The organism is Pseudomonas sp. URIL14HWK12:I5 (assembly GCF_900176445.1).
In the GTDB taxonomy this organism is placed as follows: Bacteria; Pseudomonadota; Gammaproteobacteria; order Pseudomonadales; family Pseudomonadaceae; genus Aquipseudomonas; species Aquipseudomonas monteilii.
This window is the reverse complement of record NZ_FWXQ01000002.1, coordinates 35,701-57,767: the sequence shown is the minus strand read 5'-3', so window position 1 is coordinate 57,767 and position 22,067 is coordinate 35,701. Positions and strand designations below refer to the sequence as shown.

The window sequence follows — 22,067 nt, the reverse complement described above, 5'->3', positions numbered from 1 at the left end:
CGGGGCTTTCGCGTCTGGGCCGTTGGCGAGCACCCTTTTGGCTTGTGGCCGGTGCCGCCCTCAGGCTTCGACTATCAGGCCAGCGCTTCGCGCGGCTTGCCGAGCATGCGGTCGCAGGCCACGGCACCCACCAGGGTCACCACCGAAGGCACCAGCCAGGCCAGGCCTTGGTCGCTCAGCGGCAAGTGCGCCATGAAGTCCGGCAGCACATGGGCAATGCTGCTGCCCTTGATCGCATCAACCATGCCGAACACCAGCGACACCAGCATCACCGGCGCCAGAATGCGGGTCGGCGAGTTCCACAGGTCCTTCACGAAGCTCAGGCCAACCACCACGATGCAAGGCGGGTAGATGGCGGTAAGCACCGGGATCGAGAACATGATCAGCTTGGTCAGGCCCAGGTTGGAGATCAACAGCGAGAAGCCCGCCAGGATCACCACCAGTGCCCGGTACGACAGCGGCAGAATCTGGCTGAAGTACTCGGCGCAGGCGCAGGTCAGGCCGACAGCGGTCACCAGGCAGGCCAGTGCAATCAGCACGGCCAGGAAACCGCTACCCAACGAACCGAAGGTATGCTGCACGTAGGCATGCAGAACCGCCGCACCGTTGGTGGCGTCAGCCGCGATGTCGTGGCTGGTGGCGCCCAGGCGGAACAGGCTGATGTACACCAAAGCCAGGCCGACACCGGCGATCAGGCCGGCGATGATGGCGTAGCGGGTAATCAGCTTCGGCGACTCGACACCGCGCGAACGGATGGCGTTGACGATGACGATACCGAACACCAGGGCACCCAGGGTATCCATGGTCAGGTAGCCATCGGAGAAGCCCTTGGAGAACGCAGCGGCGGCATAGGCAGGCTGTGCTTCGCCAATGGTGCCGGCCGGCAGCGCGAAGGCAGCAATGCCCAGCACGGCCAAGGCGATGATCTTCAACGGTGCCAGGAAGCGGCCCACGGTATCGAGCAGTTTGCCCGGGTACATGGACACTGCCAGCACCACGATGAAGTAGACCAGGCTGTAGATAAACAGCGCCAACGGGCTTTCACCGGTCAGCGGCGCCACACCCACTTCGAACGACACGGTCGCCGTACGCGGCGTCGCGAACAGCGGGCCGACCGACAGGTAGCACACAGCCGCCAGCAGGCCGCCGAAGAACTTGCCGATCGGGCTGCTCAACGCATCCATACCGCCGCCGACCTTGGCCAGGGCGACCACGGTGATGACCGGCAGGCCCACGGCGGTCACCAGGAAGCCCAGTGCAGCCATCCATACGTGCGGGCCAGACTGCAGACCGACGATAGGCGGGAAGATGATATTGCCTGCACCTACGAAAAGCGCAAACGTCATAAAGCCAAGCGCCAGGATGTCCTGGCCTTTGAGAACTTTCATTTAAGGTAGTACCACACTGCTGAAATCGGGATTCGAGAGGGGATTTCCCTATGGGTGAGGGAAATGCTGCCCGGCCTTATAGGCCAGACCCGTTTAGCGTGTCGTTCCCTTTTGGGGAGCGGGCACAAAGTGAACGCGTAGACTAACCGTTTTACCCGACAAACGCACTGTTACAGTGCTGCTTGTCCGATGTGCGTACATGTTTGTCGTCTGGTTATCTGTGTCGGGCGATAATTTATTGCCAATTAGTGCGAATGTCTGGTGGAAAAACCTGATGAGGGCCATCGAATTTTCCACCTTTACAAAAATACCCAACGCTAAAACGACAAAGGCCACCCGAAGGTGGCCTCTGTGCGCGTGGGGGGTGTAGCAGTATTACTTCTTGGCTTCCCAGCCAGTCAGCTCGGCCAGGGCCTTGCCGATGTCAGCCAGGGAACGCACGGTCTTCACACCCGCGTCCTGCAGAGCAGCGAACTTCTCGTCCGCAGTGCCCTTGCCGCCGGAGATGATGGCGCCAGCGTGGCCCATGCGCTTGCCCGCAGGTGCGGTAACACCGGCGATGTAGGAAACGACTGGCTTGGTCACGTGGGCCTTGATGTAGGCCGCAGCTTCTTCTTCAGCCGAACCGCCGATCTCACCGATCATGACGATCGCTTCGGTCTTCGGGTCTTCCTGGAACAGCTTCAGGATGTCGATGAAGTTGGAGCCCGGGATCGGGTCACCGCCGATGCCGACGCAGGTCGACTGGCCGAAGCCGGCGTCGGTGGTCTGCTTCACAGCTTCGTAAGTCAGGGTGCCGGAACGCGAAACGATACCGACCTTGCCTGGCAGGTGGATGTGGCCTGGCATGATGCCGATCTTGCACTCGCCCGGGGTGATGACACCTGGGCAGTTAGGGCCGATCAGGGTAACGCCCAGCTCGTCGCACTTGACCTTGGCATCCAGCATGTCCAGGGTAGGAATGCCTTCGGTGATGCACACGATCAGCTTGATGCCGCCGAAGGCCGCTTCCAGGATCGAGTCTTTGCAGAACGGAGCTGGTACGTAGATGACCGAAGCGTCAGCGCCGGTAGCTTCAACGGCTTCCTTGACGGTGTTGAACACCGGCAGGCCCAGGTGGGTGGTGCCACCCTTGCCTGGGGTTACGCCGCCGACCATCTTGGTGCCGTAGGCGATGGCTTGTTCGGAGTGGAAAGTACCCTGCGAGCCGGTGAAGCCCTGGCAGATGACTTTGGTGTCTTTATTGATCAGGACGCTCATTACTTGCCCTCCGCAGCTTTGACAACTTGTTGAGCAGCGTCGGTCAGGCTGGTTGCCGCAATGATGTTCAAACCGCTTTCTGCCAGTACTTTAGCGCCCAGTTCGGCGTTGTTACCTTCAAGGCGAACAACAACCGGAACTTTAACGCCGACTTCTTTCACTGCACCGATGATGCCTTCGGCAATCATGTCGCAGCGAACGATGCCGCCGAAGATGTTGACCAGAACGGCCGCGACGTTGCTGTCGGACAGAATGATCTTGAACGCTTCGGTAACGCGCTCTTTGGTAGCACCGCCGCCAACGTCGAGGAAGTTGGCCGGCTTGCCGCCGTGCAGGTTGACGATGTCCATGGTACCCATGGCCAGGCCGGCACCGTTGACCATGCAGCCGATGTTGCCTTCGAGGGCAACGTAGTTCAGTTCGAACTTGGCAGCGTGGGCTTCACGGGCGTCGTCCTGCGACGGGTCGTGGAAGGTTTTCAGCTTAGGCTGACGGTACATGGCGTTGGCGTCGATGTTGATCTTGGCATCGAGGCAGTGCAGGTCGCCGTCGGCCTTGATCACCAGCGGGTTCACTTCCAGCAGCGCCAGGTCGTGATCCTTGAACAGCTTGGCCAGGCCCACGAAGATCTTGGCGAACTGTTGAACTTGCTTGCCTTCCAGACCCAGCTGGAATGCCAGCTCGCGACCCTGGAACGGCTGAGCGCCGACCAGTGGGTCGATGGTGGCCTTGAGGATTTTCTCAGGCGTTTCGTGAGCGACTTTCTCGATGTCCACGCCACCTTCGGTGGAAGCCATGAACACGATACGGCGGCTCGAACGATCGACTACAGCGCCCAGGTACAGCTCTTTGGCGATGTCAGTGCAGGATTCGACCAGAATCTTGGAGACGGGTTGACCGTTGGCATCAGTCTGGTAGGTAACCAGATTTTTGCCCAACCACTGTGCAGCGAACGCCTTGGCGTCTTCCTTGCTGCGAACCAGCTTGACGCCGCCCGCTTTACCGCGACCACCCGCGTGAACCTGGGCTTTTACCACCCACTCGTTCCCGCCGATCTTGTCGCAGGCTTCTGCAGCTTGCTCAGGGGTATCGACTGCGAAACCCTTGGAAACTGGCAGGCCGTATTCAGCGAACAGCTGCTTACCCTGATACTCGTGAAGATTCATGCTTTTTACCGTCTTCGTTAGGTACTGCGCTTCGGCGCTGCGCCATTACTGGCGCCGCACCACCTGTGACCGTTGACCCCGGGTTTTCCCGTGTGATCCGGTCCGGCGGACGTTCCGCGGTGAGTCATGCACGCAAGACTCACGACGGGCTGCCCGCCGTGGTTTCTTATAATTAACGCTTCTTACGGTTGGCCACGTGAATGGCGCCGCCATTCACTGCCAGCGCTGCTTCATGCAACGCTTCGGACAGGGTTGGATGGCTGAAGACCATCATGCCCAGATCCTCGGCACTGGTGCCGAATTCCATTGCGATTGCGCCCTGCTGCACCAGTTCGGCAGCCGATGGGCCAATCACGTGTACACCCAGGACGCGGTCGGTCTTGGCATCGGCGATGACCTTGACGAAACCACCGGTGTCGTTGGCTGCCATCGCACGGCCGCTGGCCGCGAACGGGAAGGTGCCCACGTTAACCTCAACGCCTTCGGCCTTCAAGGCCTGTTCGGTCTTGCCGACCCACGCGATTTCCGGGTGGGTGTAGATAACCGAAGGGATCAGGTCGTAGTTCATCTGGGCCTTGTGGCCTTTGATGCGCTCGACAACCATGATGCCCTCTTCCGAGGCCTTGTGGGCCAGCATCATGCCGCGTACCACGTCACCGATGGCGTATACGCCCGGCACGCTGGTAGCGCAGTAGTCGTCGACGAAGATGTAGCCACGCTCGTCGATGGTCACGCCGCTGTCGGCCGCCAGCAGGTCGGTGGTTACAGGGCGACGGCCGACCGCAACGATCAGCTTGTCGAAGGTGATCTTCTGCTCGCCTTCGGCGTTGGTGTAGGTCACTTCAACTTCGTTGCCGTTGACTTTCGAGCCGGTGACGCGAGCGCCCAGCTTGATGTCCAGGCCTTGCTTGGTCAGGGTCTTCTGGGCTTCTTTCGACACGGCGGTGTCAGCAGCCATCAGGAAGGTGTCCAGGGCTTCCAGGACGGTGACTTCAGCACCCAGGCGAGCCCAGACCGAGCCCAGCTCCAGGCCGATCACGCCGGCACCGATAACGCCCAGGCGCTTCGGTACGGCCTGGAATTCCAGGGCGCCGGTGGAGTCGACGATGACGTTCTGGTCGACCGGAGCCGGCGGAATGTCGATCGGGCGCGAACCGGAAGCCAGGATCACGTTCTCGGCTTCGATGACTTCAGTGGTGCCGTCAGCCTTGGTGACTTCGACTTTCTTGCCTGCCAGCAGCTTGCCGTGGCCCTGGATCGAAGTAACGCCGTTGGCCTTGAACAGGGTGGCAACGCCACCGGTCAGGTTCTTGACGATGCCAGCCTTGCGGCCAACCATCGCGGCGACGTCCATCTTCACTTCACCCGTGGAGATACCGTGGACGTTGAAGCTCTCTTTGGCTTCCTTGTATTTCCAGGAGCTGTCCAGCAGCGCCTTGGAAGGAATGCAACCTACGTTCAGGCAGGTACCGCCCAGGGCCAGCTTGCCCTCGGCGTCGGTGTACTTCTCGATACAGGCAGTCTTCAGACCAAGTTGGGCAGCCTTGATGGCAGCCACATAGCCGCCAGGACCTGCACCAATCACCACTACGTCGAATTTCTGGGTCATAAAAGATTCCTTATCAGCTACAAGCTACAAGCCGCGAACCGCGCGGCATGGCTTCTTGCGAAGCCAGGGCCGGCACGGTACGCAGCCAGAGGGTTAGATGTCCAGCAGCAGGCGAGACGGATCTTCCAGCAGGTTCTTGATGGTGACCAGGAAGGTTACCGCTTCCTTGCCATCGATCAGGCGGTGATCGTACGACAGCGCCAGGTACATCATCGGGCGAATCACGACCTGGCCATTGATGGCCATCGGACGCTGGATGATGTTGTGCATGCCGAGGATAGCGGCCTGCGGCGGGTTGACGATCGGGGTCGACATCATCGAACCGAAGGTACCACCGTTGGTGATGGTGAAGGTGCCACCGGTCATCTCTTCGATGGCCAGCTTGCCGTCACGGGCCTTCTTGCCGAAGGTGGCGATGCCGTTCTCGATTTCAGCCAGGCTCATCGACTCGGCATTACGCAGTACCGGTACCACCAGGCCACGGTCGCTGGACACGGCAACACCGACGTCGGCGTAGCCGTGATAGACGATGTCGTTGCCGTCGATCGAGGCGTTGACAGCCGGGAAGCGCTTCAGGGCTTCGGTGGCGGCCTTGACGAAGAACGACATGAAGCCCAGGCGTACGCCGTTGTGGGTCTTCTCGAACAGGTCCTTGTACTTCGAACGCAGGGCCATGACTTCGGTCATGTCCACTTCGTTGAAGGTGGTCAGCATGGCCATGCTCGACTGGGCTTCGACCAGACGCTCGGCGATCTTGGCACGCAGGCGGGTCATCGGCACGCGCTTCTCGGTGCGGTCACCAGCGGCGACGACAACCGGGGCAGCAGCAGCGGCAGCAGGCTTGGCAGCCGGGACAGCGGCAGGCGCCGACTTCTTGTTGGCGACGGCAGCTACGACGTCTTCCTTGGTGATGCGGCCACCTTTGCCAGTGCCGGCAACGGCAGCCAGGTCGATGCCGTTTTCTTCAGCCAGCTTGCGCGCGGCCGGGGCAGCGATCGGGTCGTCTTCGCCAGCATCGGCAGCAGCGGCAGCCGGAGCAGCAGCGGCCGGGGCAGCAGCAGGTGCAGCGGCGGCAGCGCCGCCTTCAACGATCGAACCCAGCACTTCGTCGGACAGGACGGTGTCGCCCTCGCCCTTGACGATGGCGCCCAGCACGCCGTCGGCGGTGGCCAGCACTTCCAGGACGACCTTGTCGGTCTCGATGTCGACGATCAGCTCGTCACGCTTGACGGCTTCGCCCGGCTGCTTGTGCCAGGTGGCAACGGTGCCATCGGCAACCGATTCCGGGAAGGTTGGGGCTTTGATCTCGATAGCCATTATCAGTGTTTCCTTAAATTCGGTTTCAGGTGCGCGAAGGCGTTAGACAGTGAAGGCGTCTTGCAGCAGTTTTTCCTGCTGTTCGGCGTGCTTCGAAGCGTAACCACAGGCTGGCGCGGCAGAAGCGTCGCGGCCGGCGTATTCCAGGACCAGCGCCTTGTTGAGGCGGCCCAGGATACGGCGCATGTGGTGCTGGCTGCTGTACCAGGCGCCCTGGTTCATCGGCTCTTCCTGACACCAGACCGCATGCTTGAGGTTGGTGTACGGCGCCAGGATTTCGACCAGGTCGTCCTCCGGGAACGGATACAGCTGCTCGATACGCACGATGGCGATGTCTTCGCGGCCTTCGGTACGGCGTTTTTCCAGCAGGTCGTAGTAAACCTTGCCACCGCACAGGACCAGGCGTTCGACCTTGGCCGGATCGAGGGTGTCGATTTCCGGGATCACGGTCTGGAACGAGCCCTCGGCCAGGTCTTCCAGGGTAGAGACGGCCAGCTTGTGGCGCAGCAGCGACTTTGGCGTCAGCACGATCAGCGGCTTGCGCAGCGGACGGATGACCTGACGACGCAGCAGGTGGTAGATCTGAGCCGGGGTGGTCGGTACGCACACCTGGATGTTGTGCTCGGCGCACAGCTGCAGGTAACGCTCCAGACGCGCGGAGGAGTGCTCCGGGCCCTGCCCTTCATAACCGTGGGGCAGCAGCATGGTCAGGCCACACAGCCGGCCCCACTTGTGCTCGCCGCTGGTGATGAACTGGTCGATCACCACTTGCGCACCGTTGGCGAAGTCGCCGAACTGGGCTTCCCAGATCACCAGCGCGTTCGGCGTGGTGGTGGAGTAGCCGTATTCGAACGCCAGTACCGCTTCTTCCGACAGGAAGGAGTCGTACAGCTCGAACATCGGCTGGCCCGGGAACAGGTTCTTCAGCGGTACGTAGGTGCTGGCGTCCTTCTGGTTGTGCAGCACCGCGTGACGGTGCGAGAAGGTGCCACGGCCGATGTCCTGGCCGGTCATGCGGATCGGGTGACCTTCGAACTGCAGGGTGGCGTAAGCCATGGTCTCTGCATAGCCCCAGTTGATCGGCAAGCCACCGGCCTGCATCTTCTGGCGGTCTTCGTAGATCTTCGCGACCTGACGCTGAACGACGAAGCCTTCCGGGATTTCCAGCAGCTTGGCCGACAGGTCTTGCAGGGTCTTGAGGTCGAAACGGGTGTCGTGACGTGCGGTCCAGGCATGGCCCAGGTACGGGCGCCAGTCGACGAACAGCTCGCGGTTCGGCTCCTTGACCAGGCTCTTCACAACGTGCAGGCCGTTGTCCAGCGCGTTGCGGTACTCGTCGATCTTGGCCTGGGCGCGCTCGGCATCGATGCGGCCAGCCTGGATCAGTGCCTCGGCGTACAGCTCACGGGTAGTGCGCTGCTTGCTGATTTGCTGATACATCAGCGGCTGGGTACCGTTTGGCTCGTCGGCCTCGTTGTGGCCGCGACGACGGTAGCAGACCAGGTCGATCACCACGTCACGCTTGAACTGCATGCGGTAGTCGATCGCCAGCTGGGTGACGAACAGCACCGCTTCCGGGTCATCGCCGTTCACGTGCAGGATCGGCGCCTGGATCATCTTGGCAACGTCGGTGGCGTACTCGGTAGAGCGCGCGTCCAGCGGGTTGCTGATGGTGAAACCCACCTGGTTGTTGATCACGATGTGCACGGTGCCGCCGGTCTTGAAACCGCGGGTCTGCGACATCTGGAAGGTTTCCATGACCACGCCCTGGCCGGCGAACGCTGCGTCGCCGTGGATCGAGATCGGCAGTACCTTGTCGCCAACGGTGTCGTTGCGGCGGTCCTGACGGGCGCGCACCGAACCTTCGACCACTGGCGATACGATTTCCAGGTGGGACGGGTTGAACGCCATGGCCAGGTGCACTTCGCCACCGGCGGTCATCACGTTCGAGGAGAAGCCCTGGTGATACTTCACGTCACCGGAGCCCAGCTCGTTCATCTTCTTGCCTTCGAACTCGTCGAACAGCTCGCGCGGGTTCTTGCCGAAGGTGTTCACCAGGACGTTCAGACGGCCACGGTGGGCCATGCCGATCACGACTTCCTTGGTGCCGTAGGAGCCGGAGCGCTGAATCATCTCGTCCAGCATCGGGATCAGGCTTTCGCCGCCCTCAAGGCCGAAACGCTTGGTGCCTGGGTACTTGGTGCCCAGGTATTTCTCAAGGCCTTCACCGGCCGTCACGCGCTCGAGCAGGTGAGCCTGCACGTCAGCGGAAAACTCCGGACGACCGCGCACGCTTTCCAGGCGCTGCTGGAACCAGCTGCGCTGCTCGGAATCGACGATGTGGGTGAACTCGGCGCCAATGGTGCGACAATATGTCTTCTGGAGCGCCTCGAAGATCTCGCGTAGGCTCGCCTCCTCTTTGCCGATGAACAGGTCGCCGGCACGGAAGGTCGTATCAAGATCGGCATTGGTCAAGCCGTAGTGATTGATCGACAGGTCTACGGGCGCAGGACGCTGCCACAACCCCAACGGGTCGAGCTTGGCAGCCTGATGGCCGCGCATACGATAGGCCTGGATCAGTCGCAGAACTTCAACCTGCTTCTTCTCGTGTTCACTGCTCACGCTCCCGGCGGATACCGGTTGGGCGCGGCGCTGGTTCTTTGCCAGCAGTACGAAATGGTCGCGGATTGTCGAGTGCGATACATCGGTAGCGGTGCTGCCGTCGGCGGGCAACTTCTGGAAGTAGGTGCGCCACTCTTCTGGCACAGCGTTAGGGTCGTGCAGGTAGAGCTCGTAGAGCTCTTCCACATATGCAGCGTTACCACCTGAAAGGTGGGCGCTTTCCCACATGCGCTGCATCACGCTTTCTTGCATGCTTGGTCACCCTCGATTAGGGGACTGATCGGCGAGAGCCACAGCAAACCTGGAAAAGTCCGAATACAGCGACTGAACCACGCCACTTGGATCCTGCTGATTTTCCGGGTACCAGCCCGGAAAGCCCCTGCTGGTCTCATATCTTCATAGGTAATGAACGCAGGCTTTGTGGGCCCTTGTTCGGGTTTTACCTCAGTGCGGGCTCACCACCCGCACCTCGGCTTACTGCAGGTACAACACTTTGTATCAGGTGCCGCTTTGCAGCAGCATGTTACGTACGTGACCGATTGCCTTGGTCGGGTTCAGACCTTTCGGGCAAACGTTTACGCAGTTCATGATCCCGCGGCAGCGGAATACGCTGAACGGGTCATCCAGGGACGCCAGGCGCTCCTGAGTCTTGGTATCGCGGCTGTCAGCCAGGAAGCGGTAGGCTTGCAGCAGTGCAGCCGGGCCCAGGAACTTGTCCGGGTTCCACCAGAACGACGGGCAGGACGTCGAGCAGCACGCGCACAGGATGCACTCGTACAGGCCGTCCAGCTTGTCACGGTCTTCCGGCGACTGCAGGCGCTCGATGGCCGGTGCCGGGGTATCGTTCTGCAGGAACGGCTTCACCTTCTCGTACTGCTTGTAGAAGATGCTCATGTCGACCACCAGGTCACGAATGACCGGCAGGCCTGGCAGCGGACGCAGCACCAGCTTGTTGCCCTTCACCACCGCCGACAGCGGGGTGATGCAGGCCAGGCCGTTCTTGCCGTTCATGTTCATGCCGTCGGAACCGCACACGCCTTCACGGCAGGAGCGACGGTACGAGAAACCTTCGTCCTTTTCCTTGATCAGCGCCAATACATCGAGAACCATCAGGTCCTTGCCGCCGGTATCGACGTCGAACGACTCCATTTTGGGCGCCGAGTCGGTGTCCGGGTTGTAACGATAAACTTCGACTTTCAACATAGCAGCCACCCTTAGTAAGTCCGGACTTTTGGTTCGAAGGCTGGAACAGTCTTCGGCGCAAAGTTGACGCCACGCTTGGCAACGCGCTTCTCACCCGGGTAGTACAGGGTGTGGCACAGCCAGTTTTCGTCGTCACGGTCTTCGAAGTCTTCACGGGCGTGAGCGCCGCGGGACTCTTTACGGGCTTCGGCCGCGATGGCGGTAGCTTCGGCGACTTCCAGCAGGTTCTGCAGCTCCAGCGCTTCGATACGCGCGGTGTTGAAGGCCTGGGACTTGTCGTTGATCTTGACGTTGGCGATGCGGTCACGCAGGCCGGCCAGCTGCTCGATACCCTTCTGCATGTATTCGCCGGTACGGAATACACCGAAGTAGTTCTGCATGCAGCTCTGCAGCTCGCGCTTCAGGCTGGCAACGTCTTCGCCAGAAGTACGCTCGTTGAGCTTGTTCAGGCGGTTCAGGGCCACATCGATATCGGTGTCGCTGGCGTCGCGGTATTCCACGCCGTCGGACAGCGATTTTTCCAGGTGCAGGCCAGCGGCGCGACCGAATACCACCAGGTCGAGCAGCGAGTTGCCGCCCAGGCGGTTGGCACCGTGTACCGATACGCACGCCACTTCACCCACGGCGAACAGACCCGGGATGATCTGGTCCTTGCCTTCGGCGTCCATGGTGATGGCCTGGCCATGAATGTTGGTGGCAACGCCGCCCATCATGTAGTGGCAGGTCGGTACGACCGGAACAGGCGCGACCACAGGGTCGACGTGGGCGAAGGTCTTGGACAGTTCGCAGATACCTGGCAGGCGGCTGTGCAGCACTTCCTCGCCCAGGTGGTCCAGCTTCAGCAGTACGTGGTCCTTGTTCGGGCCCACGCCGTTGCCGGCGATGATTTCCTTGACCATGGAACGGGCAACCACGTCGCGGCCGGCCAGGTCTTTCGCGTTCGGCGCGTAACGCTCCATGAAGCGCTCGCCGTGGGCGTTGATCAGGTAGCCACCTTCACCACGGCAACCTTCGGTTACCAGTACACCGGCGCCGGCGATACCGGTCGGGTGGAACTGCCACATCTCGATGTCCTGCACCGGTACGCCTGCACGCAGGGCCATGCCGATACCGTCACCGGTGTTGATCAGGGCGTTGGTGGTGGAGGCGTAGATACGACCGGCACCGCCAGTGGCCAGAACGGTGGCCTTGGACTTGATGTACATGGTTTCGCCGGTTTCGATGCAGATTGCGATCACACCGACGAACGCGCCGTCCTGGTTTTTCACCAGGTCAACCGCGTAGTACTCGTTGAGGAAGGTAGTGCCTGCTTTCAGGTTGCCCTGGTACAGGGTGTGCAGCAGCGCGTGACCGGTACGGTCGGAAGCGGCACAGGTACGGGCAGCCTGGCCACCTTTACCGAAGTCCTTGGACTGGCCACCGAACGGACGCTGGTAGATACGACCGGTTTCGGTACGCGAGAACGGCAGGCCCATGTGGTCCAGTTCGAAGACCGCAGCCGGGCCTTCCTGACACATGTATTCGATAGCGTCCTGGTCACCGATGTAGTCGGAGCCCTTGACGGTATCGTACATGTGCCAGCGCCAGTCGTCGTTCGGGTCGGCCGAAGCGATGGCACAGGTGATGCCACCCTGGGCGGATACAGTGTGCGAACGGGTCGGGAAGACCTTGGTGACTACGGCAGTCTTGTGGCCGCCTTGAGCCAGTTGCAGCGCGGCGCGCATGCCGGCGCCGCCGCCACCGATGATGATGGCGTCGAAGGAAATGGTTGGAATGCTAGCCATGGATCAGATACCCCAGAGAATCTGCACACCCCAGACGAAGTAAGCGAACATCGCAACGCCGCATACCGCCTGGAACAGGAAACGAATCGCAGTTGCCGACTTGCCGAACGACATAGGCGTCAGGTAGTCGGTTGCAATGGTCCACATGCCGACCCAGGCGTGAGCGCCCAGGGCAACGAGGGCCAGCAGACTGAAGATCCGCATCGCGTTGTTGGAGAACAGACCATGCCACTGGGTGTAGTCGATGCCTGGGTGGGCGACCACGTAGCCGATCAGGAAGAGGAAGTAAGCCGCGAGAACGACCGCAGAAACGCGCTGCGCCATCCAGTCATAGAGGCCCGAACGCGACAGGTTCGTGACATTGGTTACCATACCCAAACTCCCACCAGAACGATCAGCACCACGGAGATGACGATCACGATTTTCGAGCCCAGCTTGCCGCCTTCCAGCGTCTCACCGATACCCATGTCCATGATCAGGTGACGAACACCTGCCACGAGGTGATAAAGCAGGGCAGACAGCAGCCCCCAGGTCACGAATTTGGCCAGCGGGCTGGTCAGACACGCCTTCACCTCACCGAAGCCTTCCTCGGAACCCAGCGACTTGCCCAGTGCATAAAGCATGATGGCAAGGCCGAGGAACAGGATGACGCCGGAGATACGGTGCAGGATGGACGTGTACGCAGTGACGGGGAGCTTGATGGTCCTTAGGTCTAGGTTTACAGGTCGTTGGCTTTTCACGGCTTTTTTCACACTGAAGAGCCCCTAGCGAATCAGGGCAAAGTTGTTGGTAAGTGTACTGGTCAGGTACCCACCACCCAGGGAACGGCGACCCCCAGCAGTTCGGGCTTGCAAGCCCCTGGCGGTCGGGTGCCGAGTATAGACAGTTAGGCTGCTTATGACAACGTGACGGGGTAGCCCAAATAGCGCATTGCCTTTAGCGAACAAAAGGCGTAAATGGGCGAGAATTTCGGGAAAAATCAGGCTTGAATGCTTGATTCAACAAGCCTTTAGGCAAATTGACATCTGAATTTATCCCTCTATAGTGGTGCGGGCCCTGCGTGGGGGGTCTGTCTGATGATTTCTAGCATTAATAGGAGGCCACATGGCTGACAAAAAAGCGCAGTTGGTCATCGAGGGCGCTGCCCCCGTCGAGCTGCCCATTTTAACCGGCACCGTTGGTCCTGATGTAATCGACGTCCGCGGGTTGGGGGCCACTGGTCACTTCACCTTCGACCCTGGTTTCATGGCGACTGCCTCGTGCGAGTCGAAGATCACCTACATTGACGGCGACAAAGGGATCCTGCTGCACCGCGGCTACCCGATCGAACAACTCGCCGAACAATCCGACTACCTCGAAACCTGCTACCTGCTGCTCAACGGCGAACTGCCGAATGCCGAGCAGAAGGCCCAGTTCGTCAGCACCGTCAAGAACCACACCATGGTTCACGAGCAGCTGAAGTCCTTCTTCAACGGTTTCCGTCGCGACGCTCACCCGATGGCGGTGATGTGTGGCGTGGTCGGCGCCCTGTCGGCGTTCTATCACGACTCCCTGGATATCAATAACCCGCAACACCGCGAAATTTCCGCGGTGCGCCTGGTCGCCAAGATGCCGACCCTGGCCGCGATGGTTTACAAGTACTCCATGGGCCAGCCGATGATGTACCCGCGCAACGACCTGTCGTACGCGGAAAACTTCCTGCACATGATGTTCAACACCCCGTGCGAGATCAAACCGATCAGCCCGGTACTGGCCAAGGCAATGGACCGGATCTTCATCCTCCATGCCGACCACGAACAGAATGCCTCCACCTCCACCGTTCGCCTGGCCGGCTCGTCGGGTGCCAACCCGTTCGCCTGTATCGCCGCCGGTATCGCCGCACTGTGGGGTCCGGCCCACGGCGGTGCGAACGAAGCCGTACTGACCATGCTCGATGAAATCGGCGATGTTTCGAACATCGACAAGTTCATCGCCAAGGCCAAGGACAAGAACGACCCGTTCAAGCTGATGGGCTTCGGTCACCGCGTGTACAAGAACCGCGACCCGCGCGCCACCGTGATGAAGCAGACCTGCGACGAAGTCCTGCGCGAGCTGGGCATCAAGAACGACCCGCAGCTGGAACTGGCCATGCGCCTGGAAGAGATCGCCCTCACCGATCCTTACTTCATCGAGCGCTCGCTGTACCCGAACGTCGACTTCTACTCGGGGATCATCCTCAAGGCGATCGGCATTCCGACCAGCATGTTCACCGTGATCTTCGCCCTGGCACGTACCGTGGGCTGGATCTCGCACTGGAAAGAAATGCTCTCCAGCCCGTACAAGATTGGCCGCCCGCGCCAGCTGTACACCGGCGAGCAGAAGCGCGACATCGTTGCGCTGCAGGACCGCAAGTAAGCTTTACTGGCCGAACGCAAAAAGGCTGCCCTTGGGCAGCCTTTTTTTATTGGCTTTTTCCTGTGCCAGCGAAGAGGCCGGCACAGGCAACACCAAACCTCAGTTCTTCTCAGCCCGCTCCCGCAGCCCTTTCAGGGTATTGAACGGCGCATCCACCACGAACTTGTTGGCCACCATCGCCGGCACGCTACCACCCGGCTCGGTGTGCACCTGGTAGGTCACTTCGGTGCTGTCACCCTTGGGCACCAGTTTCCAGAAGCCTTCCACTTTCGCCACCCGCACAAAGCCCTTCTCTTCCGGGACATAGGTCGGCTCTTCGACCAGATTACGGGTCAAGCTGCCATCAGCCCCCTTGACCGTGGTGATATGCAACACCGAATCACGCGGCGTCACTGGCCACGGCGTGTTGAACTGGGTGTAGGTCCAGCTCTGGTCGCCTTCATGCTTGAGCAGCTTTTGCGACTTGCACTCGTGAATCCATGCACAGGCGCCGACCACGTCTTCCTGCAACGCCTGCACCTTGGCCAGCGGCGCCTTGATCACGGTAACGCCTTGATAGGCCTTGTACTTGGAACCGGCTACTTCACTGAGAGATACCTTGATCCCCTCCTCGTCCTTGGCCACTTGCCAGTTTTCGGCCCAGGCCACCGGCGACAGCAAAACACCCATGCCACACAGCAGTGCAATACGCTTGAACGATCTCATCATGTTTATCCTTGTTGTCGAAGATCCAGCCTCTCACGCCGCCGTCATCTGCTCCCACCAACCCAGAATCCTGATTGCCTCGTCACGGTCGCTGCCGCACACCTCGACATCCGCCTTGAAGCCACCGCACACCGCCGGCCGCTCGGGCTTGCCAAACAGGTCGCAGAGGTTGGCAGCCGTCAGGTGCAGGCAGCGCTCGCCCGCCGGCTTGCCATTGGGCATGCGCGGCATCGCAGAAGTGATGGACGGGGCGATGCAGCAGGCACCGCAGCCCTCACGACAATTCATGGCTATTCACCAAAATCAGGACTCCCTGGAACAAAACGGGACGAACGTCCCTGGATAGTAACCGCTCAAACAGGCGTTTGAAATTACTGGCACGATGAAATGTGCAGTGACCCGGCAGTCAGTTTGACTGCTACTGCCGGTACTCGAAATCGATGGCCGCCCCTTCAACGTCATGACGGCTGTCGTTGCGCAATTGCAACTGCATTTCGTTGTTGATCAGCCGGCCATTGAGCTGGAACGGGCTGTCGTTGGTTTCTGGTTTCTCGGTGAACATGGGCGGCAGCAAGGGTTTGCGTCGCTGAATCGGCGACGGGGTGCCAACGTTCGGCTCAAGTGAGTTGACCATATCGACCGGCAGGCTGAGGTCAAGCTTTGCCTTTGGCAGCGGCTTGGCCACCGCCTTGCTGACCGGCTTGGGCGCCTTGGCCTTGCTGTTGGCGGCTTTTTTTACCGCCTGCTTCTGGACAGGCTTGGCTGCCGCCTTTTTCTGCACTGGCTTGCCCTGGGTGACCGGAGCCTGGCTGGCCGGCTGCGCAGCCATGGCTGGCGCACAGCAGAACGGTGCGAGGCACAAGATCAGGGCAAAACGGCGTAAAGCATTCATGGCAAATGGACAGACTGGCAGGAAAAGTGCGTATGCTCCCTGTTCCACAGGCAGCTGGCAAGCCTTACAAAAGTGTGAGCGCAGGCTCCCGGCACAACTGCTGAGCCAGCAAGCCGAGGGTAATCACGGCACGCTCGGCCTCCTTGTTCCACGGAATACCGCAATTAAGGCGGATGCAGTGGTTGAACTGCTCTGTATTACTGAATATTAACCCCGGCGCAATGCTGATGCCCTGCTCCAGCGCCCGCACATGCAGCTCCTGCGTGTTGACCCGCCCGGGCAGGCTCACCCACAGAATGAAACCGCCCGTAGGCCGGGTCATCTGGGTGCCTTCGGGGAAGTGCTGCTGCACTGCCAACTGGTAGGCGCTGAGGTTCTTGCGATACTCCTGACGGATGTAGCGCAGATGCCGGTCGTAGCCGCCATTCTCCAGGTAGGCCGCCACCCCCATTTGCGTGACGCTGCACGCCGAGTGGGTAGTGAAGGTTTGCAGCCGCTGGATTTCGTCCTGGTAACGCCCGGCAATCATCCAGCCAACACGTACGCCGGGGGACAGCGTCTTGGAGAAGCTTGAGCAATAGATTACCCGGTCCAGCCGGTCGAACGCCTTCAGCGCCTTGGTCTTGCCCTGCTCGAACATCAGCTCGCCATAGATATCGTCCTCGATGATCTGGATATCGAAGTCCGATGCCAGGCGCAGCAGTTGTTTCTGCCGCTCTTCCGGGACGGTGCCACCCAAGGGGTTGCTCAGCCGCGCGGTGAGCACCAGGGCCTTGATCGACCACTGGTTGGCCGCCAGCTGCAAAGCTTCAAGGCTGATGCCCGTGGACGGGTCGCTGGGGATTTCGATCACCTTCAGGCCCAGCAGGTCCGCCAGCTGCAGCAAGCCGTAATACGTCGGCGACTCGGCGGCGATCAAGTCCCCCGGACGCGTCAGCACACGCAATGACATTTGCAGCGCATCGACGCAACCGTGGGTCACGATCACTTCACGCGGGTCGACCAGTACACCGGCATCGCGCATGCGAATGGCAATCTGCCGACGCAACGGCTCGAAACCCGGGCTGAACATGTAACTGAACGCGCGCGGGCTGTGAAAGCGGGTGACCTTGGCAATTTGCTGGTGCAGGGCACGCACCGGCAGGTAGTCGACATGCGGCACCGCAGCGCCGAACGGAAATACACCATCGCGGCGCGCTTCGGTGAGCACTTGCTGGATGATGCTGGCACGGGTCACCAGACCAGGGCGCTCCACCCGGGCAATGTCGGGGGTTTGCGCAGTCAGGGCCGGCGTCTGGTGCACATAGTAGCCAGACTGCGGCCGCGCACGGATCAGGCCTTGATCTTCGAGGTTGGCATAGGCCTGCAGCACCGTGGCATGGCTGACATTGAGCTGGGCGCTCATCTTGCGCACGGAGGGTACCCGCTCGCCTGGCTGGTAGACACCGCGGCGGATGTCATCGGCCAGTTGCTGGGCGATACGCTGGTACAGCAGCAGGTTGGTCATGGCGGCAGGCTCGTTGTTCTTGTGCGGCTCGATGACGGTAAAGGATACCGTAACAGTTGCAAAGTGTACTGGGACAGAATGCAACATAGTCGACAATACAACAGCGTGATAACTATCGAAACGATTAAACCGACAAAAAGAAGGGCCGCATGGCGGCCCTTCTTTGAGTCGAACTCAGCGCGCAGGCGCGAGCCTGCCCTTGTCGTCGGAGAACACGATTTCTACCCGACGGTTCTGCGCCCTGCCCCGCTCAGAGGCGTTGGCCTCGATCGGGTACTGGTCGCCATAGCCCTCGACCTGCAAACGCTTTTCGTCTATGCCCAGGTCCACCAGCATGTCAGCCACGGCCTGCGCCCGATCGCGAGACAGTTTCAGGTTGTCCTCGGCCGCGCCGGTGCTGTCGGTATAGCCTTCGATACGTACCACCCGACGCGGGTTAAGCTGAAGGAACTGCACCAGCTTGAGTACCGTGCGGCTGGCCGAGTTCTTCAGGTCGGCACGGCCGGTATCGAACAGCACGTCGCCCAAGGTCATCACCAAGCCACGGTCGGTCTGCTCGGAGGCCAGTGCCGCGATTTGCGACTCGACCCATTTGCCCTGCTGCTGCACGCTGGCCAGCTTGGCCTCGCGCAAGGCCAGCTGCAGGCGCTGGCGCTCCAGGTCGAGCTTGGTCTGGCGCTCCTGGTTCAGCGCCAGCTTGGCATGCTCACGGGCAATCTCGCTGTAGCGCTGGCTGAGGTAAGCGTAATGGCGCACATCGGAACCGGTGCCGATGTAGCTGGACAAACGCTCGGCACGGGCCAGCGACTCGCCCGCGCGGATCACATCGCGCGGCGCACTGCGCAGCACATCGGAATCATCCTTGACCTTGGCGAAGGCGGCACTGGCTTCATCCAGCGCTGCAGAACTGCGCTGGCTGGCACAGCCTTGCAAGCCTGCGGCCAGCGCCAGCACTACCAGCGCAGCCAACGGTGTGCGGCGGATCATGGCTGCACCTCCAGTTGCTTGCGCAGGCGCTTGACCCGCGACTGCAACAGCTGGAGCTGCTCTTCGCTCTTCTGGTTCAGCACCTGGGCCTCGGCCAGGCGCGCATCCAGCTCGGCCTGCTCGGCACGCATGCGCGCATCGCGATAGTCTTCGCTCAGCATGTTGGCCTTGGCCCGGGCCAGCTTGTCTTCAGCCAGCTTCAGCGTTTCGACCTGCTCGGTGGCACCTACGGCCTTGGCCTGCTCCAGGGCCTGTTCGGAAATGCGCATCTGCTCGTCAGGGGCCGGATCATTGGCGCAGCCAGCCAGGCCAAGCATGGCCAAGGCAAGGATTAGTGGTTGGGTTCTCACGCAATCTTCCTAGTGTTTGGGGGCGTCCGCCGGCACCTGCAACTGCGCTTTCCAGCGCTCGACATTTCGTTGCAGGACCGCCTCGGACGCACCGGAGATCGGCAATTCTGTCAGTTTTTTCGCCAATTGCCCACGCAACCAGCTGTCATTGCAGGCCGAGTTGTGTGAAAGGGCCAAGTACAGGCCTGGCCGGTCCACCGGCAGGCCACGGGCGATCAGGTCATTGCTCATACCCAGGCTCTGGGCCATGGCCATGCCTGAATAGCGGCCAGCCAGCACATAGTCCACTTGGCCGAGCACCAGTTTCTGGAAGGCCTGGGTAAGGTTCTGCGCCGGCACCAGCTTGAGCTGGGCCTTGGCGAAGGCGGTGAAGGCCGGTGTCAGCCGTGCGCGCTCGGACAAGCTGCCCTGATACCTGGCCAGGTCCGCCGGCCCGTCGAAGGTCAGCTGGGCATCATGACGCGTCCACACCAGGTACTCGTTGAGCTGCAACGGCGGGTGGATGTAGTCCAGCGCGGTCAATTGCTCCACCTGCATGGGGGTGTCGAGTAGCAGATCCATGCGGCCACTGCGCACTTCCTCCAGTGCCTGGTCGCGACGACCTGCGCTCAGTACTTCAACTTTTACACCCAACTCGCCAGCCACCTGACGCAACAGGTCTACGTTGGCGCCGATCAGGTGTTCAGGGTCTTGTGGGTCTTGCCATGAATAGGGCGGTGCATCAGGGCTGCCGGTTGCCACCAGGCGTTCGCACTTGCCTGCCGCCATGACCAGCGGTGAGAACAGCGCCGCCATGCATGCCAGCGCCCTGCCCGTTTCACGCAACGTCATCCCTCACTCCTCAACCCATAAAAAAACCCGACCCTCGAAACGAGGGCCGGGTTCTTTATAAGTGAAGCAGGCGGATCAGACCAGCTTTTCCAGCTCCGGAACCGCTTCGAACAGGTCTGCGACCAGGCCGTAGTCGGCTACCTGGAAGATCGGCGCTTCTTCGTCCTTGTTGATCGCAACGATCACTTTGGAGTCTTTCATGCCGGCCAGGTGCTGGATCGCGCCGGAGATACCGACGGCGATGTACAGCTGTGGCGCAACGATCTTGCCGGTCTGGCCGACCTGCATGTCGTTCGGCACGAAGCCGGCGTCGACTGCGGCGCGCGAGGCACCGACTGCAGCGCCAAGCTTGTCGGCCAGGCTGTACAGGTGCTTGAAGTTGTCACCGTTGCCCATGCCACGGCCGCCGGATACGACGATCTTGGCAGCGGTCAGCTCTGGGCGGTCGGACTTGGCCAGCTCTTCGCCAACGAAGGCAGAAATGCCAGCGTTGTGCGCAGCACCAACAGCCTCAACAGCGGCCGAGCCACCTTCGGCGGCCACGGCGTCGAAGCCGGTGGTACGCACGGTGATGACCTTGACCGAAGCGCTCGACTGCACGGTGGCAATGGCGTTACCGGCGTAGATCGGGCGCTTGAAGGTGTCAGCGGACTCGACCGAGATGATCTCGGAAATCTGGTCCACGTCCAGCAGCGCGGCAACGCGCGGCAGGATGTTCTTGCCGTTGGTGGTAGCCGGGGCCAGCACGTGGCTGTAACCCTTGGCCAGCTCGACGATCAGCGGCGCGACGTTCTCTGGCAGCACATGGGCGTAGGCAGCGTTATCGGCAACCAGCACCTTGGCCACGCCAGCGATCTTGGCAGCAGATTCGGCAATGCTGCCGACGTTCTGGCCAGCGACCAGTACGTGCACATCCCCACCGATCTTGGCGGCAGCGGCAACAGTGTTCAGGGTGGCCGGAGCTACGGCACCGGCTTCGTATTCAGCGACAACCAGGATAGTCATTTAGATTACCTTCGCTTCGTTCTTCAGCTTCTCGACCAGTTCGGCCACCGATTTGACCTTGATGCCAGCGCTGCGGGCAGCCGGGGCTTCAACCTTCAGGGTCTTGTTGGTGGAGGCGAGGGAAACGCCCAGCGCGTCCGGAGTAACGGTCTCCAGCGGCTTCTTCTTGGCCTTCATGATGTTCGGCAGCGACGCGTAGCGCGGCTCGTTCAGGCGCAGGTCGGTGGTGACGATGGCTGGCAGGTTCAGCGATACGGTCTGCAGACCGCCATCGATTTCACGGGTGACGTTCAGCTTGTCGCCAGCCACTTCGACCTTGGAGGCGAAGGTGCCTTGCGCGTAGCCGGTCAGCGCAGCCAGCATCTGGCCGGTCTGGTTGTTGTCGCTGTCGATGGCCTGCTTGCCGAGGATGACCAGCTGTGGCTGCTCCTTGTCGACAACGGCTTTCAGCGCCTTGGCCACAGCCAGGGAGTTCAGTTCGTCAGCGGCTTCTACCAGGATGGCGCGGTCGGCACCCAGGGCCAGGGCGGTACGCAGTTGCTCCTGGGCAGTGGTCGGGCCGACGGAAACGACGACGATCTCGGTCGCAACGCCCTTTTCCTTCAAGCGGACAGCCTCTTCCACGGCGATTTCGCAGAAGGGGTTCATGGACATCTTGACGTTAGCAAGGTCGACGCCGGAGTTGTCCGCCTTGACGCGAACCTTGACGTTGTAGTCGACCACTCGTTTGACAGCTACAAGAACCTTCATGGATTCCTCGTTACTCTCCGGTGAATAGATAGTCGCCTGGGACTGAGCCCTGCGATGCGCGTGGGTACAAGGGCACCTCTAAAAACGTATCGGGAGGCAATAACTTCACAGTGACCGAACAGTCTTGTTCGGACCATTGCGACAAATCCTCACGGGTCATTTTCTGTCGTGGCGTGTAAACTCCACTACAAACCGGCCAAAGGCCGCAAAACCCTGCTCCACACCTGGTCTTTAGAGGTGTACCTGCGCCCGGCTGCAAGCCTACGGCGAACGTAAAACCGCTCGTATCTTGACCGT

Annotated in this window: 20 protein-coding genes; 1 reads left to right on the top strand and 19 read right to left on the bottom strand. The window is 60.9% G+C overall.

Going from position 1 to position 22,067, the window contains the following annotated elements; translation table 11 throughout:
* Positions 1 to 74: 74 nt before the first annotated feature.
* The 10 genes from brnQ to sdhC all read right to left on the bottom strand — a co-directional run bounded on the left by brnQ (position 75) and on the right by sdhC (position 13,101).
* Positions 75 to 1,388 (bottom strand): branched-chain amino acid transport system II carrier protein, encoded by a 1,314-nt coding sequence (gene brnQ, locus B9A31_RS04755; RefSeq protein ID WP_016711645.1) that lies wholly within the window; start codon positions 1,386 to 1,388, stop codon positions 75 to 77.
* Positions 1,389 to 1,763: 375 nt separating this feature from the next.
* Positions 1,764 to 2,648, bottom strand: coding sequence for a succinate--CoA ligase subunit alpha (sucD, locus tag B9A31_RS04750; RefSeq protein WP_003254203.1), 885 nt, complete (start codon positions 2,646 to 2,648; stop codon positions 1,764 to 1,766).
* On the bottom strand, positions 2,648 to 3,814 hold the full coding sequence (sucC, locus tag B9A31_RS04745) for an ADP-forming succinate--CoA ligase subunit beta (RefSeq protein ID WP_003254205.1): 1,167 nt from the start codon (positions 3,812 to 3,814) through the stop codon (positions 2,648 to 2,650). Before sucC ends, sucD begins: the two co-directional genes overlap by 1 nt.
* 172 nt (positions 3,815 to 3,986) lie before the next feature.
* A complete protein-coding gene (lpdA, locus tag B9A31_RS04740; RefSeq protein WP_003254207.1) occupies positions 3,987 to 5,423 on the bottom strand; it encodes a dihydrolipoyl dehydrogenase in 1,437 nt (478 codons plus the stop codon).
* Positions 5,424 to 5,516: 93 nt separating this feature from the next.
* On the bottom strand, positions 5,517 to 6,740 hold the full coding sequence (gene odhB / locus B9A31_RS04735; protein ID WP_028614360.1) for a 2-oxoglutarate dehydrogenase complex dihydrolipoyllysine-residue succinyltransferase: 1,224 nt from the start codon (positions 6,738 to 6,740) through the stop codon (positions 5,517 to 5,519).
* Positions 6,741 to 6,782: 42 nt separating this feature from the next.
* Complete coding sequence (locus tag B9A31_RS04730) at positions 6,783 to 9,614, bottom strand: 2-oxoglutarate dehydrogenase E1 component (RefSeq protein ID WP_084296706.1); 2,832 nt, start codon at positions 9,612 to 9,614, stop codon at positions 6,783 to 6,785.
* A 246-nt stretch (positions 9,615 to 9,860) separates the two neighbouring features.
* The gene (locus tag B9A31_RS04725; RefSeq protein ID WP_016711649.1) at positions 9,861 to 10,565 is read right to left on the bottom strand and encodes a succinate dehydrogenase iron-sulfur subunit; all 705 of its coding nucleotides are present in this window, start codon (positions 10,563 to 10,565) and stop codon (positions 9,861 to 9,863) included.
* A gap of 11 nt (positions 10,566 to 10,576) precedes the next feature.
* Positions 10,577 to 12,349, bottom strand: coding sequence for a succinate dehydrogenase flavoprotein subunit (gene sdhA / locus B9A31_RS04720; protein WP_016711650.1), 1,773 nt, complete (start codon positions 12,347 to 12,349; stop codon positions 10,577 to 10,579).
* Positions 12,350 to 12,352: 3 nt separating this feature from the next.
* Entirely contained in the window at positions 12,353 to 12,721 is a 369-nt protein-coding gene (gene sdhD / locus B9A31_RS04715) for a succinate dehydrogenase, hydrophobic membrane anchor protein (protein WP_003254214.1), read from the bottom strand.
* Complete coding sequence (gene sdhC, locus B9A31_RS04710) at positions 12,715 to 13,101, bottom strand: succinate dehydrogenase, cytochrome b556 subunit (RefSeq protein ID WP_012315350.1); 387 nt, start codon at positions 13,099 to 13,101, stop codon at positions 12,715 to 12,717. The genes sdhD and sdhC overlap by 7 nt, the downstream gene beginning before the upstream one ends.
* 352 nt (positions 13,102 to 13,453) lie before the next feature.
* Between sdhC and gltA the strand changes: the two genes are divergently transcribed.
* Complete coding sequence (gene gltA, locus B9A31_RS04705) at positions 13,454 to 14,743, top strand: citrate synthase (RefSeq protein WP_016711651.1); 1,290 nt, start codon at positions 13,454 to 13,456, stop codon at positions 14,741 to 14,743.
* Between the two features lie 99 nt (positions 14,744 to 14,842).
* On the opposite strand, the gene B9A31_RS04700 is transcribed toward gltA, so the two are convergent.
* From B9A31_RS04700 to B9A31_RS04660, 9 genes are all read right to left on the bottom strand, one after another.
* Complete coding sequence (locus B9A31_RS04700) at positions 14,843 to 15,448, bottom strand: START domain-containing protein (RefSeq protein ID WP_025753288.1); 606 nt, start codon at positions 15,446 to 15,448, stop codon at positions 14,843 to 14,845.
* Between the two features lie 33 nt (positions 15,449 to 15,481).
* Positions 15,482 to 15,736 carry a YkgJ family cysteine cluster protein gene (locus B9A31_RS04695; RefSeq protein WP_009684718.1) on the bottom strand — a complete coding sequence of 85 codons (255 nt, stop codon included), beginning with the start codon at positions 15,734 to 15,736 and terminating at the stop codon, positions 15,482 to 15,484.
* A gap of 130 nt (positions 15,737 to 15,866) precedes the next feature.
* The gene (locus tag B9A31_RS04690) at positions 15,867 to 16,340 is read right to left on the bottom strand and encodes a hypothetical protein (protein WP_027608712.1); all 474 of its coding nucleotides are present in this window, start codon (positions 16,338 to 16,340) and stop codon (positions 15,867 to 15,869) included.
* A 64-nt stretch (positions 16,341 to 16,404) separates the two neighbouring features.
* Positions 16,405 to 17,847 (bottom strand): aminotransferase-like domain-containing protein, encoded by a 1,443-nt coding sequence (locus B9A31_RS04685; RefSeq protein WP_012273358.1) that lies wholly within the window; start codon positions 17,845 to 17,847, stop codon positions 16,405 to 16,407.
* A gap of 174 nt (positions 17,848 to 18,021) precedes the next feature.
* The gene (locus B9A31_RS04680; RefSeq protein ID WP_019096319.1) at positions 18,022 to 18,834 is read right to left on the bottom strand and encodes an OmpA family protein; all 813 of its coding nucleotides are present in this window, start codon (positions 18,832 to 18,834) and stop codon (positions 18,022 to 18,024) included.
* Positions 18,831 to 19,184 carry a DUF4398 domain-containing protein gene (locus B9A31_RS04675; RefSeq protein WP_019096320.1) on the bottom strand — a complete coding sequence of 118 codons (354 nt, stop codon included), beginning with the start codon at positions 19,182 to 19,184 and terminating at the stop codon, positions 18,831 to 18,833. The genes B9A31_RS04680 and B9A31_RS04675 overlap by 4 nt, the downstream gene beginning before the upstream one ends.
* Positions 19,185 to 19,193: 9 nt before the next feature.
* Complete coding sequence (locus tag B9A31_RS04670; protein ID WP_019096321.1) at positions 19,194 to 20,015, bottom strand: substrate-binding periplasmic protein; 822 nt, start codon at positions 20,013 to 20,015, stop codon at positions 19,194 to 19,196.
* Positions 20,016 to 20,090: 75 nt separating this feature from the next.
* A complete protein-coding gene (locus B9A31_RS04665) occupies positions 20,091 to 21,020 on the bottom strand; it encodes an electron transfer flavoprotein subunit alpha/FixB family protein (protein ID WP_084296705.1) in 930 nt (309 codons plus the stop codon).
* Positions 21,021 to 21,770, bottom strand: coding sequence for an electron transfer flavoprotein subunit beta/FixA family protein (locus tag B9A31_RS04660; RefSeq protein WP_016498683.1), 750 nt, complete (start codon positions 21,768 to 21,770; stop codon positions 21,021 to 21,023).
* Between the last annotated feature and the right edge of the window lie 297 nt (positions 21,771 to 22,067).

What these genes read in the sequence shown, in the direction of transcription:
- brnQ (WP_016711645.1), bottom strand. Translation starts at nt 1,388, where the DNA reads ATGAAAGTTCTCAAAGGCCAGGACATCCTGGCGCTTGGCTTTATGACG.
- sucD (WP_003254203.1), bottom strand. Translation starts at nt 2,648, where the DNA reads ATGAGCGTCCTGATCAATAAAGACACCAAAGTCATCTGCCAGGGCTTC.
- sucC (WP_003254205.1), bottom strand. Translation starts at nt 3,814, where the DNA reads ATGAATCTTCACGAGTATCAGGGTAAGCAGCTGTTCGCTGAATACGGC.
- lpdA (WP_003254207.1), bottom strand. Translation starts at nt 5,423, where the DNA reads ATGACCCAGAAATTCGACGTAGTGGTGATTGGTGCAGGTCCTGGCGGC.
- odhB (WP_028614360.1), bottom strand. Translation starts at nt 6,740, where the DNA reads ATGGCTATCGAGATCAAAGCCCCAACCTTCCCGGAATCGGTTGCCGAT.
- B9A31_RS04730 (WP_084296706.1), bottom strand. Translation starts at nt 9,614, where the DNA reads ATGCAAGAAAGCGTGATGCAGCGCATGTGGGAAAGCGCCCACCTTTCA.
- B9A31_RS04725 (WP_016711649.1), bottom strand. Translation starts at nt 10,565, where the DNA reads ATGTTGAAAGTCGAAGTTTATCGTTACAACCCGGACACCGACTCGGCG.
- sdhA (WP_016711650.1), bottom strand. Translation starts at nt 12,349, where the DNA reads ATGGCTAGCATTCCAACCATTTCCTTCGACGCCATCATCATCGGTGGC.
- sdhD (WP_003254214.1), bottom strand. Translation starts at nt 12,721, where the DNA reads ATGGTAACCAATGTCACGAACCTGTCGCGTTCGGGCCTCTATGACTGG.
- gltA (WP_016711651.1), top strand. Translation starts at nt 13,454, where the DNA reads ATGGCTGACAAAAAAGCGCAGTTGGTCATCGAGGGCGCTGCCCCCGTC.
- B9A31_RS04700 (WP_025753288.1), bottom strand. Translation starts at nt 15,448, where the DNA reads ATGAGATCGTTCAAGCGTATTGCACTGCTGTGTGGCATGGGTGTTTTG.
- B9A31_RS04695 (WP_009684718.1), bottom strand. Translation starts at nt 15,736, where the DNA reads ATGAATTGTCGTGAGGGCTGCGGTGCCTGCTGCATCGCCCCGTCCATC.
- B9A31_RS04690 (WP_027608712.1), bottom strand. Translation starts at nt 16,340, where the DNA reads ATGAATGCTTTACGCCGTTTTGCCCTGATCTTGTGCCTCGCACCGTTC.
- B9A31_RS04685 (WP_012273358.1), bottom strand. Translation starts at nt 17,847, where the DNA reads ATGACCAACCTGCTGCTGTACCAGCGTATCGCCCAGCAACTGGCCGAT.
- B9A31_RS04680 (WP_019096319.1), bottom strand. Translation starts at nt 18,834, where the DNA reads ATGATCCGCCGCACACCGTTGGCTGCGCTGGTAGTGCTGGCGCTGGCC.
- B9A31_RS04670 (WP_019096321.1), bottom strand. Translation starts at nt 20,015, where the DNA reads ATGACGTTGCGTGAAACGGGCAGGGCGCTGGCATGCATGGCGGCGCTG.
- B9A31_RS04665 (WP_084296705.1), bottom strand. Translation starts at nt 21,020, where the DNA reads ATGACTATCCTGGTTGTCGCTGAATACGAAGCCGGTGCCGTAGCTCCG.
- B9A31_RS04660 (WP_016498683.1), bottom strand. Translation starts at nt 21,770, where the DNA reads ATGAAGGTTCTTGTAGCTGTCAAACGAGTGGTCGACTACAACGTCAAG.